The sequence below is a fragment of the Halomarinibacterium sedimenti genome (assembly GCF_019312585.1).
In the GTDB taxonomy this organism is placed as follows: domain Bacteria; phylum Bacteroidota; class Bacteroidia; order Flavobacteriales; family Flavobacteriaceae; genus Halomarinibacterium; species Halomarinibacterium sedimenti.
In genome coordinates, this window is the sequence record NZ_JAHWDP010000002.1 from 472909 (window position 1) to 486187 (window position 13279).

Annotated in this window: 9 protein-coding genes; 5 read left to right on the forward strand and 4 right to left on the reverse strand. The window is 37.3% G+C overall.

All coding sequences use genetic code 11. The features are described from left to right. Window positions 1-41: 41 nt before the first annotated feature. Together KXJ69_RS06755 and KXJ69_RS06760 are read right to left on the reverse strand one after the other, a co-directional pair. A complete protein-coding gene (locus tag KXJ69_RS06755; RefSeq protein WP_219052218.1) occupies window positions 42-677 on the reverse strand; it encodes a CPBP family intramembrane glutamic endopeptidase in 636 nt (211 codons plus the stop codon). 1 nt (window position 678) lies between these two features. Next, window positions 679-1137, reverse strand: coding sequence for an Lrp/AsnC family transcriptional regulator (locus KXJ69_RS06760; RefSeq protein ID WP_219052220.1), 459 nt, complete (start codon window positions 1135-1137; stop codon window positions 679-681). Between the two features lie 155 nt (window positions 1138-1292). Between KXJ69_RS06760 and KXJ69_RS06765 the strand changes: the two genes are divergently transcribed. Continuing rightward, complete coding sequence (locus KXJ69_RS06765; protein WP_219052222.1) at window positions 1293-2519, forward strand: aminotransferase class I/II-fold pyridoxal phosphate-dependent enzyme; 1227 nt, start codon at window positions 1293-1295, stop codon at window positions 2517-2519. On the opposite strand, the gene KXJ69_RS06770 is transcribed toward KXJ69_RS06765, so the two are convergent. Then, complete coding sequence (locus tag KXJ69_RS06770) at window positions 2497-5139, reverse strand: tail fiber domain-containing protein (protein ID WP_219052223.1); 2643 nt, start codon at window positions 5137-5139, stop codon at window positions 2497-2499. The genes KXJ69_RS06765 and KXJ69_RS06770 overlap by 23 nt on opposite strands. 182 nt (window positions 5140-5321) lie before the next feature. Then, window positions 5322-8330, reverse strand: coding sequence for a tail fiber domain-containing protein (locus KXJ69_RS06775; protein WP_219052224.1), 3009 nt, complete (start codon window positions 8328-8330; stop codon window positions 5322-5324). 164 nt (window positions 8331-8494) lie between these two features. On the opposite strand from KXJ69_RS06775, the gene nhaC reads away from it, so the two are divergent. The 4 genes from nhaC (at window position 8495) to KXJ69_RS06795 (ending at window position 13278) form a co-directional block, all read left to right on the forward strand. After that, on the forward strand, window positions 8495-9964 hold the full coding sequence (gene nhaC / locus KXJ69_RS06780; RefSeq protein WP_219052226.1) for a Na+/H+ antiporter NhaC: 1470 nt from the start codon (window positions 8495-8497) through the stop codon (window positions 9962-9964). 6 nt (window positions 9965-9970) lie between these two features. Next, complete coding sequence (gene tpx, locus KXJ69_RS06785) at window positions 9971-10471, forward strand: thiol peroxidase (protein ID WP_219052228.1); 501 nt, start codon at window positions 9971-9973, stop codon at window positions 10469-10471. Further along, the gene (locus KXJ69_RS06790) at window positions 10471-10830 is read left to right on the forward strand and encodes a diacylglycerol kinase family protein (protein WP_219052230.1); all 360 of its coding nucleotides are present in this window, start codon (window positions 10471-10473) and stop codon (window positions 10828-10830) included. Before tpx ends, KXJ69_RS06790 begins: the two co-directional genes overlap by 1 nt. Window positions 10831-10905: 75 nt before the next feature. Further along, entirely contained in the window at window positions 10906-13278 is a 2373-nt protein-coding gene (locus KXJ69_RS06795; protein WP_219052232.1) for an FtsK/SpoIIIE family DNA translocase, read from the forward strand. The last annotated feature ends 1 nt before the right edge of the window (window position 13279 follow it).

Sequence of the window (13279 nt, forward strand, 5' to 3'; positions counted from 1 at the left end):
AAAGTTACGATACTCTATTTCAAAAGACAATTAAGGAAGGGTTAATTTTCTATCCCTGGAAATCCTAACATTTGACCCATCCCAACCGTAAATAACCAATTACCATAAATAGCATGTTCTATAGTCACTAAGGTTGTAGATTTAAATTTTAAATAGGTTAATCCGAATACTATTCCGCCTATAAATGTGAGCACCAGCACAAGAGTATTTCTAAAGAATAGATGCGCCAAACAAAACACGGTGGCATTTACAAAAATAAGTAGGTACGTACTTTGAAAGAAATCACCATATCGCTTAAAGAAAAAGGTACGATACAATATTTCCTGCGGCCACACCGAAAAAACACTATACACAAACAAAATGAATAAAAACAATAACTGATTTTCTAACGGTACAAAAAACAGGTGTTGGGGAGCAAACAACCAAACATACAATGTCGTTAGACCCACAACCACGGGAAAAATTACTAAAATCCGTTTCCAAAAGGGCCTCCATGGTAATTTAAGTGAATTGAATAATTCAATTTTCTCAACACGCACCAACACCCAAACAACATACAAAAAACCAATAACCCCAAGAATTAGTTTTACCCAAATGGCATAATCCAACGGAAGCGTGGCAGGAAACACAACAAAAAGTAGAAAAAATTCTGTAAGGCGGTATCGTTTATCCTTCATTCTAAATAGTAATAAGCGGACTGTTTTTTACTTCATTAATTACAAAGGAGCTTTGCGTACTTCCAATATGTTGTAGCGTCGTTAATTTGGTCACCATAAAATTTCGAAAATGCTCCATATCTCTCACCAGCACTTTTAAAAGATAGTCGTACTCCCCACTAACGTGGAAGCATTCTAACACTTCTTCCAATTGAGTGACTTCCTCTTCAAATTTGGTTAAGTATTCTTTAGCATGTTGCACCAGTTTTATTTGACAAAAGACCAATAAATCTAAATCCACTTTTTGGGGATTTAAAAGTGTAACATACTTTTTTATAATGCCTTCACGCTCCAGTTTTTTTATACGTTCGTATACGGCGGTAACCGAAAGATTTAATTTAACCGAAAGCTCTTTATTGGTTTGTTTACTATCCTCCTGAAGAAACTTCAATAAGTTTTTATCTATAGCGTCTAATTTCATTCTGAAAAATTATCTAATTATATAACATAATTACAGTAAATATAAACTTTTAATCTATTAATTAACATTTATTAAGATTATTATTCTAAATATGATTGATATCATTGACTAATTATCTGAATCCTGTTACATTTGGAGATAATAAAATTAAAATCATGGCATTTAAACCCGCAGACCGCATTCAGGATTTACAATATTTTGGAGAATTTGGAGGTGTTAACCCTTCTATTTCAGACTCATCTACCTACACTTTCCTTTCGGCAAAAACGATGTTTGACACCTTCGAGGGCAACGCTGAGGGATGTTATTTGTACTCCAGACATTCTACCCCTTCAAATTTATATTTAGGGCAAGCATTAGCCGCTATGGAAGGAACAGAAACTGCCAATGTAGCTGCCAGTGGTATGGGTGCCATTACTCCTGCGATTATGCAATTGTGTAAGGGGGGTGACCATATTGTGGCAAGCCGAACTATTTACGGAGGAACCTATGCTTTTCTGAAAAATTTTGCCCCGCAATTCAATATTGAAACATCCTTTGTGGATATTACAAAGTTGGACGAAGTGGAAGCTTCCATTACTCCGAAAACCAAAATTATCTATTGCGAAAGTGTGAGTAATCCGTTGTTGGAAATAGCCGATATTGAAGAGATTTCAAAAATTGCTAAAAAACACGGACTAAAATTGTTGGTCGACAACACCTTTTCTCCCTTAAGCATTTCCCCTGCTAAACTGGGAGCCGATGTGGTACTACATAGTCTAACCAAATTTATAAACGGAAGTAGCGATACCATGGGCGGTGTAGCTTGCGGCACACAAGAATTTATAGATGAATTACGAAATGTAAACGACGGCGCTAATATGCTGTTAGGGCCTGCCATGGATAGTTTACGAGCAGCCTCAATTCTGAAAAATTTGCGTACGCTTCATATACGTATGAAACAACACAGCCATAATGCGCTTAACCTTGCCCAAAAGTTTGAAGCAGATGGCTTAAAAACCGTATATCCAGGGCTTAAATCACATCCAGGGCACGAACTTTTCAAAAAAATGATGAATCCAGAATACGGTTTTGGAGGGATGATGACTATAGATGTTGGAAGTCTTGACAAAGCTAATGAATTGATGGAATTAATGCAGGAACGTAACTTAGGATACTTAGCTGTGAGTTTGGGTTTCTATAAAACCTTATTTAGCGCGCCTGGCACCTCTACCTCTTCAGAAATTCCTGAAGAAGAACAAAAAGAAATGGGACTAAGCGATGGCCTTATACGTTTTTCCATTGGACTGGATAACGACATTGAACGCACCTATGAAATGATGAAAGCCTGTATGATAAAAGTGGGAGTTTTAAATGCTACTACTGTTTCAGAAGTGCTTTAATCTCTTCCATCTCTTTTTTTAGCGCAACAATTTCCTGTTGTTGATTTTCAATAATTTGTTGTTGCTCTTGGATGGCTTTTGTCAAAACAGGAACCATTCCTAAATAATTGATACTTTTTATAGTTTTGGAATTTGAAGTACTTAAGCCATCCGCATTTATTTCTGGCAGGGTTTCAGTCTGAACAAAATTAGGGAATATGGATTCAAAATCTTGTGCTATAAATCCAATCTGGAGTTCTTTTGGAAATCCATATATCTCAGCCTCTGTCTTTTTGAAATAATAATTTTTTATCGAAATTTTATTAAGTTGTTCTAATACAGGGGATGCTTCTTTTATTTGTTCTTTCAATGTTTTGTCTGATGGGTTAGTAAATACTCCAGACACATAAACATTTCCGCTAAAATATCCAGCATAACTCCCCGCCTTTAAAACTTGGGAGAAAACCCCATAATGTGTTCCTCCAGCTGAAGATTGTATTTGATTAAATGTTCCATATTTTACTCCCACTCCAGTACCGCTTAGAACATTGATATTTCCATAATGCCTATCATCTCCTGTATTGACTATGTTTGAATAAAACCCCCTTTGAACTCCCGTTGCATTACCTCCAATGGAAGCAACAAATCCTCGAGTTTCTCCACTCCCATCACCTACCATAGAAGCATAGAACCCTGTATGTGTGCCTGAACCATTTCCGTTCAGTAGATTATAAGTACCATTATGTTGTCCCGTTCCCGTGCCAGAGAGCTCGTTATAGGCACCATAATGTATACCATTTCCTGGACTGGCATTTGAAGAATACGTACCGTATTGTACTCCTGTACCAGCTACTGTATTATTAATAATTGTAAATCCTCCGGCTAATGTACCATTCCCCCCTGCGGTGAATACATTATAGGCTCCAATTTGATTTCCATTTCCAACATTTCCTGAGAATTCGGTCCAAGCGCCTGTTAAGTTTCCTGTTCCTTCTGTAAAACTACTATACATACCAGTATGTAATCCCGAGCCAGTTCCTGAAAATGTATTATGCGCACCCCAATGGGAGCCAGAACCAGTATTGCTAATAATGTTTTCAACGCCATACTGAATACCAACTCCTGTTCCAGTTAGTCTAATTGAAACCCCATAATGACTACCACCTCCAGGACTATCATTTGAAAAATACATCCCATACTGGGTGCCTGTCCCAATAGCTGAGCTTTGAATACCTGTATAAACTCCAGCTAAAATCCCATTACCCCCAGCAATAAAATTATTAAAAGCACCTATTTGATTTCCATTTCCAACTGACCCCGAAAACTCCGTCCACGCTCCCGTTAAGTTTCCAGTTCCGTTTGAAAACCTACTTATCATCCCAGTATGATAACCAGAACCTGCTCCTGAGAAAGTATTATCGGTTCCCCAATGATTTCCATTTCCAGAATTGCTAATAATATTTTCAGCTCCAAACTGAGTTCCATCTCCAGTACCTCCTAATGAACTATAAACGCCCCAATGTTCTCCTATTCCGGTATTTGAAATTATATGTCTACTTCCAACCTGTGGAGCATCTCCTGCCCCAGTAAGGTCACTTCTTACTCCATAATGGACAGTTGTGCCTGTACCAGACAAAAGATTATAAACACCTGCATGGGTTCCATTTCCTGTATTTGTTATCCAATTATACACCCCGTATTGCCCACCATTTCCAACACTCCCCAATATATTTAGTCCGCCAAAATGATCGCCATCTCCTGTATTTCCAATATTTACATAGGTCCCTCTTTGTATTCCTGTAGCATTCCCACCTATAGAAGCTACAAACCCTCTCGTCTCTCCACTGCCATTGCCTGTCATAGAGGCATAATAACCTGTATGAGTACCACTGCCATCTCCAGTTAATGAACTATAACTGCCATAATGAGTACCATTTCCAGAATTTGAAATATAATTTCCAGCCCCATATTGTGCACCACTCCCGGCACCTTGAATTTGACTAAAAACTCCATAGTGAATTCCCGTCCCACCTCCATTCAATAATGTATGTACTCCCCTATGCTCACCATTTCCACCACCTAGAACCCTTCCAAAAAGACCTACCATACTGGCATCTGCGCTGTTAGTCACTTCAGAAAGTAAGCCATAGGTTGTTACATTGTTGGCCCCATTCATTAATACCGAAATCCCTCTACCTCCTTGATCTTCTTCTATATCTAGTGACCAATCTGCGGTATTTTTTCCAATGGCTACATTTCCTAAGGTATATATATCGTCATTAATATCGTTGGGACTTGTTGTTGTACTCTCTTCATACCAATCACTATCTCCTATTGGAGTAGAAGAAGTCGTGATACGCTCCCAAGTAGTTCCATTAAAGTAGTAATAGCCTACTCCACTACCGCCAGTTGTTGCAGCATTTGTATTATAGATTAATAAACCCGTTGCAGCAGTATTAATACCATCTATCATAGTATTAGCTACATCATTTAGAGATACTTGAGGAATAAGAATTCCTTTATCTGTTCCAGATACTTCCAGTAATGAGGAAGGGTCTGGTGTTGTTGTGCCAATTCCAACTTGGGCAATCAAAAGATTTAAAGGAAATAGAATCGAGATAAATATTATATAACTTTTCATAATCACTATTTTAAATGAAAAGCAGGGGCAATGATAAAACTTGGGATGTAAATATAACTTATTAGTAATTAGTAAAATAGGGGTAAAAACCTGTTTTTTTTAAATTAATAGTATTTTTTTTAAAAAATGGTATAATCGTTTACAAAAAATAAACAGAGATAAAACTATCACGGCATTAAATATCATTGTTTCAACAGCGCTTTTATCTCGGCAATATCATTTTCAAGCGCTTCAATTTTAGCTTTTTGCGCCTCGATGATTTCTTGTTGCTCTTGTATTGCTTTAATGGCTATGGTACCAAACCCTGAATAATCTAACATATAGGGAGATTCTTCAACACTTAAATGAGAGGGCTTTTTTACTAACTGTGGGAATACTTTTTCTACATCCTGTGCAATAAAACCAAGGTATTTTTTAGGACTTGTTTGATTAATAAAATTATAATCCACAACTTCTAGTAATTTGACTTTCTCTAAAACCGTTTCAATTCCAGAAATATTTGTTTTCATATTTCTATCGGACAGGGCCGTGTAGTTACCTGAAACGTCATCAAAACTTCCTCGAGCCGCATTATTAAAATATAAGTAGAGGTCATTTGTAGAAAAAGTGTAAAAATGCCATCTATCTGTATCCGTTGCGTTAGAAATAGAGAGTCCATTGGTTGTACCTGTGGGATGATTGACATGAAATGAGGTACTTGGAGTTAATGTACCTACCCCAATATTATTAACACTTGCATCCAAAACAAAAGTTGTAGTATCCATTATTATATCCCCATCATTGTCATAATTTAAATGCAAAGTGGAACCTGTATTAGTAATTATTTCGTTTCCATCGATTCGTAATGCATTTGCAATTTCTAACACACCAGTACCTACTGTTCCATTTGCATCATCTGTTTCATAAAGTCTCAAAGCCCCATTTGCATCAATTCGCATTACCTCACTACTATTAATACTATATGATGTCTCATCTGTAGCTGGGCTATAAAAACCGGTCGTATTATCACCATCAAAATAAAGGGATGGATCGGCAGCAGAACCATCATCTAACTCTAATTCATTTATTCGATTAGCTCCCTCTGGGTCTAAAAAGTAGTTAGAGTTATCCCAATCGACCATCTGGTTACTTATATATAAATCTTGATTGGCACCAGCGCTTCCACCAATATAGGTAGTTCCAGCAAAACGAAGGATATCATTATCAAATTCCCCATATATTAAGGGAAGAATTGACGATGAATTTTCTATAAAAAGTTTATTACTTCCCGTTTCAGAATACCCAGCTTGATATCCTAAAAAAACATTATTATTTCCAGTAGCATCTCGACCTGCCCGATGTCCTAAATATACATTATTGCTAAAAGAAGCATTCATTGTAGGATCTAGTGCTCCTCTTCCAGCTTCGTAGCCTATATAAACATTATTATTTCCGTCATAATTATATAGACCAGTTGCTCTACCAATAATCACATTTAAACTGCCTGCGTCGTTCTGTGAAGCTGCGCTAATGCCTAAAAAAGTATTATTGCTTCCAGAGGTATTACTTCCTCCAGCACCACTCCCTATAAAAGTGTTTAAAATCCCGGTATCTGTATTATATCCTGCAAAAGAACCTACAAAAGTATTATTACTATCTGAAGTTAATAACCTTCCAGCTTCATAACCCATAATCACATTATAATTTCCCGTAGTTGTTGCGGCTCCAGCATTCGTCCCTAATGTCACATTTCCTAAACCCGTATTAGTTAGTCCCGAGTTTTCACCTAAAAAAACGGAACTATTTGTATTGAGTACTTCTATTTGACCCCCTGTAGTGATACGTACCCTGTCTACATTATTGGTGCGAAAAGCAAGAGGTACAGCATCTGTAGTTCCTATAAAATCGTTGGTTCCTCCATCGGTGCCAGCATTTCCGGCCAAATTCCATAAATCCCCAGTTATGGAAGAAGGGTCTATCCAACTTATATTACCAGATCCATCTGTTTGCATAACTTGACCGTTGGACCCTCGTGATGACGGAAGAATATAATGGTTTGCTGTTCCTGTACCAAAAGGACTCACGGTTCCAACGGCAACATTTCCTGCAAAAAATCCAGCGAAAGTGTTTCCAGTAGCCCGTAAAGCCTCAGAATACACCCCATAATGATCCCCTCCCGCATTGGTGAAAATTTGATTAAAAAAGCCTATTTTATCTCCCGAACCACTTCCTGATAGGTAATTATAAAGACCATAATGAGTCCCATCACCTGAACCTAAAAGCATGTTTTGCAATCCCAAATGGGTATTATCCCCCGAATTGAGAAAGTAATTTAATACCCCATATTGAACACCAGTACCACTGCCTTCTAAAATATTATAAACACCATAATGAGTACCAAAACCTGTTCCTGACAATGTATGGTATGCCCCATAATGAGCGCTATTACCGGTATTAGTAATCGATGTATAACTTCCTCTTTGTATTCCAGTACCTGAACCTGATAAAGTAGAATAAACTCCATAATGAACACCAGACCCATTACCACTTAAAGTATTCCTCACCCCGTAATGTGTTCCATTTCCATTTCCTCCCAAATTGTTATAGCTCCCATAATGAATACCACTACCCTCATTAATTAAATTATTATATATTCCAGTAGTAATACCATCTCCTACCCCATTAACCGTATTCTGTATTCCTCTAAAGTTTCCGTTACCATTAAAATTGGTCGAATTATTTATCGTATAACTTGTAGATGGTGAGGAAATCGTATTGGTCGAAGCAATGTCCAATGTATAATCAGCGGTGGTTTTCCCAATAGCCACATTACCTTGGGTGTAAACGTCATCATTAATATCGCTAGGTGGTGTAGTTGTACCCTCTTCGTACCAATCATCATCGCCTATTGCGGAGGAAGTAGTTAAGCGCTCCCACATTGTCCCATTAAAATAATAATATCCTATCCCACTACCTCCTGTAGTACCTGCATTAGTATTGAATATTAACAATCCGGTTGCGGCGGTATTTACGCCATCCAGAACAGAGTCTGTAACATCGCTTAGCGATACCTGTGGAATTAAAATTCCTTTTTCGGTTGAAGAAACTTCAAGCAATGAAGATGGATCTGGATTTGTGGTACCTATTCCTACTTGTGAATAAGCAATCTGTGCGGTAATAAAAAAACCTGCTAAAATGAGTAACTTTTTCATAGTTATTTATTTTAAAAGCAGGGTAAGTAATTGAACTTTTGGGATTTAAATATAAATGAAAAATGTTATTTATCAAAAGGGGTAAATACCCCATTTTTTATAAAAACTGAAATTTGCATACCATTTCACAAAATCGTAACATTACATGATTATAAAATATCAACATGAAAGAAGACAAAAACCTTTCCGAAATTGAAATAGAAAACCAAAAAATAATTGAAAATAAAGAGCTAAACATTTGGGAAGCTTTAATCCCGGTGTTGATTTTAATGGGACTACTAGCCTATAATATTTTCTTTGCAGATGGTGATTGGTTGGGCGAGTACAGTAATCAAATCATTTTATTAATGGGAGGTGCTGTTGCCGCTATTGTTGGATTTTATAACAAGGTATCTATACGTCTTATGTTGGCTGAAGTTTGGGAAAATTGGAAAAGCATTTTTATTCCCGTACTAATATTATTATTAGTTGGAGCATTGGCGGGTACATGGTTAATAAGTGGCGTAATCCCCGCAATGGTATATTACGGGCTTCAGGTCCTTAGTCCTGAGATTTTTCTTCCTGCATCTGTGATAATTGCTGCCATTATCTCGGTTGCTACAGGAAGTTCCTGGACCACTTCAGCAACAGTAGGAATTGCATTGGTGGGTATTGGTTCTGCCTTAGGAATTAACCCTGGGATGATTGCTGGGGCAGTAATATCGGGCGCCTATTTTGGAGATAAAATGTCACCCTTAAGTGATACCACTAACTTAGCACCAGCCATGGCAGGAACCGATTTGTTTACCCATATTCGGTATATGGCATTGACAACAGTCCCTACTATTTTAATCACAATTATTGTTTTTGCTATTATTAGTGCTACTGTTGATGTTACTGGTGATGCAGATATTTCTGGTCTCCTTGGAACAATTGACCATACATTTAACACTACCCCTTGGTTATTTATAGTTCCTGCTATTGTTATTGCCTTAATCGTAATGAAAACGAAGCCACTAATTGCTCTATCCGTTGGTGTAATCTCGGCCGCAATCGTTGCAGTCGTTTTTCAGGGAGATGTCTTGATGGAAATTTCTGATTCAAAAATAGGAACCATTGTACAATCCATCTTTACAGATACGGCTATTGAAACGGATAATGAAAAGTTGAACGATTTATTCTCGGCTGGTGGAATGTTAGGAATGCTTTGGACCATATTATTAATTATTTGTGCTATGGTTTTTGGGGGTATTATGGATGGTATTGGTGCTCTTGCAAGAATTACAAGAGAATTACTTAAAATGGCGTCTTCTATTTTTGGTCTTTTTGCGAGTACGGTTATAAGTTGTTTAGGACTTAATGCCATTGCAAGTGATCAATATTTAGCCATTGTTATTCCAGGTAAAATGTTTAAGAAAGCCTTTGAAGATCGTGAATTAGCTCCTGAAAATTTATCGCGAACATTAGAAGATAGTGGTACCGTTACTTCTGTATTGATTCCATGGAATACTTGTGGCGCATATCAAAGTAGTGTCTTGGGCGTAGGTGTGGCAGAGTACTTTTTCTATGCTATTTTTAACTGGTTAAGTCCATTTATGACGCTACTTTTTGCCGCTTTCCGAATAAAAATTAGACAATTAACTACCACAAAATAATTCGCAATGGCAGTAATAACCTTTGGTGGCAAGCCCACAAAGACCAGCGGAGAATTGCCCAAAGTGGGCTCAAAAGCTCCAGATTTTAGACTATCGTCCCTAGATTTATCTTCAAAAAAGTTAAAAGACTATAGTGGTAAAAAAGTAATTATGAATATCTTTCCAAGCGTTGGCACAGGGGTTTGTGCCACTTCTGTAAGAAAATTTAATGAGAAGGCCAGTTCGCTTGACAACACCGTTGTACTTTGTATCTCTAGAGACCTTCCCTTTGCCCAAAAAGAGTTTTGTGCTGTCCAAGGATTAGAAAATGTAGAAATGCTCTCAGACTATAGAGATCAAAGTTTCGGAAATAATTATGGAGTGAATATGCTTGAAAATGCCTTTGAAGGATTACTTGCACGATCTATTATTGTATTAGATGAAAATGGAAAAGTTATTTACAATGAATTAGTCCCTGAAATTGGTCAAGAACCTAATTATGATGCGGCACTTAAAGCTTTACAATAATGGGAAACACTTTTTTGGGTAAACGAATTTTAGGCTTTAAATATGCCCTTAAAGGCGCTTGGATGTTACTTAAAAATGAAGCAAGTATCCAAGTGCAAACGTTTGTTGCCGTGATAATGACCTTTGCGGGTTTTTATTATGAAATTTCCCCAAACGAATGGATTTATCAAACTCTTGCAATAGGACTAGTATTAAGCATTGAAGGATTAAATACTGCCGCTGAAGAAATTGCCAACTTTGTACATCCCGATTTCCACAATAAAATAGGATATATAAAGGATGTAGCTGCCGGTGCTGTTTTTTTTGCTGCCGTGGCGGCCATTATAGTAGGATGTATTATTTATATTCCAAAAGTATAACAGCCCTAACCAAAATTTTATTATCGATGTCACGTTCTATATTTGTATTTTTGCCTAAAGTCAACCCAACCGTAAATGGCTAAAAAGAAAAACAAAACCATTTCCAAAAATAAAACCCCGCGTAAAAAAATCTCTTTTACGCTTTCCAAACAACAGCAAATACTACTAGGAAGTTTCTTGTTTTTGCTAGGGTTGGCATTACTTATTTCCTTTATATCTTATTTCTTTACATGGCAATCAGACCAAAGTATTGTTGGGGAATTGGACCGCGAACTTGAAGCAAAAAATTGGCTAAGTAAATTTGGTAGCAACATAGGGCATTTCTTCGTTTATAATGGCGTAGGAGTGGCTGCATTTATTTTTGCATTTCTAGTAACATTAACTGGAGCCTATTATTTCTTCAATTATGCGAAGAAGCAGTTACTTAAATTCTGGTTTTGGGGTATTTTGTTAATGCTTTGGTTTTCAGTTTTCTTTGGATTTTTTACCAAAGGCGAGTCACTTTGGAGCGGAGTTGTTGGATATGAACTAAATGACCTCTTCCAAGACTATATGGGTTTAACAGGAACTATTTTGTTAATGACCTTCCTCGCAATTATTTATTTGGTTGTCCGTCTTAAAATGACGCCCGAAAAAGTGGCAGCCTCCTTAAAATCGACTAAAAAACAAATCGCAGAAGATTTTATTTCAGAAGGAGATAATACGCTTGAAACTACACAAGAAACTCCCATAAATGATAGTTCAAATAATACTTCTGATGAAAATGAAGACATCCTTCCAGAACCTGAAATAATTCAAAAAGAAGAAACAGCTTCACTCGATGTAATTAAAAGAGAACCCTCTGAAGATGATGTTGAAATGGAAATTGAACAGGTAGAAGAGGAAGAAACCGTTGAAGAAAACCTCAGCAAAAAACTTGTGGAAGACTTTGGGGAGTTTGATCCAACCTTGGAGCTTAGTAATTTTAAATTTCCGTCTATTGAATTATTGAAAGATTACACCGGCGGACAAGGAATTACGATTAATCAAGAAGAGCTTGAAGAATATAAAAACCGAATTGTAGACACTCTTAAAAACTACAATATTGGCATTGCCAACATCAAAGCTACGGTAGGACCTACAGTGACTTTATATGAAATTGTCCCCGATGCGGGTATTCGTATTTCAAAGATTAAAAACCTCGAAGACGATATTGCTTTATCGCTTTCGGCATTGGGAATTCGCATCATCGCTCCTATTCCTGGACGAGGAACGATAGGTATTGAAGTACCTAACAAAACCCCTAAAGTGGTTTCTATGCGGTCTGTGATTGCATCCCCAAAATTTCAAAATGCCGAAATGGAGCTTCCACTTGCTTTGGGTAAAACTATTAGCAATGAAACCTTTGTGGTAGACCTAGCCAAAATGCCTCACTTACTTATGGCTGGTGCGACAGGGCAAGGGAAATCGGTAGGACTTAACGCCATTCTTACGTCCTTGCTTTACAAAAAACATCCAGCAGAAGTAAAATTTATATTGGTTGATCCCAAAAAAGTAGAGTTAACCCTCTTCAATAAGATTGAAAGACATTATTTAGCAAAACTTCCCGATACAGATGAAGCTATCATTACCGATACAACCAAAGTAATTTATACTTTAAATTCACTATGTATTGAGATGGATGCACGTTACGACTTGCTTAAGGATGCCATGGTGCGCAATATAAAAGAGTACAATGTAAAATTTAAAGCCAGAAAATTAAATCCAAACGAAGGACACCGTTTCCTCCCCTACATTGTTTTGGTTATTGATGAGTTTGCAGACCTCATTATGACCGCTGGTAAAGAAGTTGAAACGCCTATAGCGCGTTTGGCACAGTTAGCGCGTGCCATTGGAATTCATTTAATTATTGCCACACAACGTCCATCGGTTAATGTGATAACGGGAATTATTAAAGCTAACTTCCCTGCTCGTATTGCTTTTAGAGTAACGAGTAAAATAGATTCTAGAACTATTTTAGATAGTTCTGGTGCAGATCAGCTTATTGGTCGTGGTGATATGTTATATACCCAAGGGAATGATTTAACACGTCTTCAGTGTGCCTTTGTGGACACCCCAGAAGTAGCTGATATTACAGAATACATTGGCTCTCAAAAAGCATATCCAGATGCTCATTTATTACCCGAATATGTAGGTGAAGAAGGTGGCACAACTCTTGATATAGACATTGATGAACGAGATAGTTTGTTTCGTGAAGCAGCAGAAGTCTTGGTGGTGGCACAGCAAGGTTCCGCTTCGCTATTGCAAAGAAAACTGAAATTAGGCTACAATCGTGCGGGCAGAATTATAGACCAATTAGAAGCCGCTGGTATTGTAGGTCCTTTTGAAGGTAGTAAAGCAAGACAAGTACTCGTTCCAACCATTGAAGCATTAAACCAACTTTTAGACAACGAAAACAACAATTTGTAAC

Excerpts from the sequence above, each read along its gene's own strand:
- tpx (WP_219052228.1), top strand. The coding sequence starts at position 9,971 with ATGGCAGTAATAACCTTTGGTGGCAAGCCCACAAAGACCAGCGGAGAA.
- KXJ69_RS06790 (WP_219052230.1), top strand. The coding sequence starts at position 10,471 with ATGGGAAACACTTTTTTGGGTAAACGAATTTTAGGCTTTAAATATGCC.
- KXJ69_RS06795 (WP_219052232.1), top strand. The coding sequence starts at position 10,906 with ATGGCTAAAAAGAAAAACAAAACCATTTCCAAAAATAAAACCCCGCGT.
- nhaC (WP_219052226.1), top strand. The coding sequence starts at position 8,495 with ATGAAAGAAGACAAAAACCTTTCCGAAATTGAAATAGAAAACCAAAAA.
- KXJ69_RS06760 (WP_219052220.1), bottom strand. The coding sequence starts at position 1,137 with ATGAAATTAGACGCTATAGATAAAAACTTATTGAAGTTTCTTCAGGAG.
- KXJ69_RS06770 (WP_219052223.1), bottom strand. The coding sequence starts at position 5,139 with ATGAAAAGTTATATAATATTTATCTCGATTCTATTTCCTTTAAATCTT.
- KXJ69_RS06765 (WP_219052222.1), top strand. The coding sequence starts at position 1,293 with ATGGCATTTAAACCCGCAGACCGCATTCAGGATTTACAATATTTTGGA.
- KXJ69_RS06755 (WP_219052218.1), bottom strand. The coding sequence starts at position 677 with ATGAAGGATAAACGATACCGCCTTACAGAATTTTTTCTACTTTTTGTT.
- KXJ69_RS06775 (WP_219052224.1), bottom strand. The coding sequence starts at position 8,330 with ATGAAAAAGTTACTCATTTTAGCAGGTTTTTTTATTACCGCACAGATT.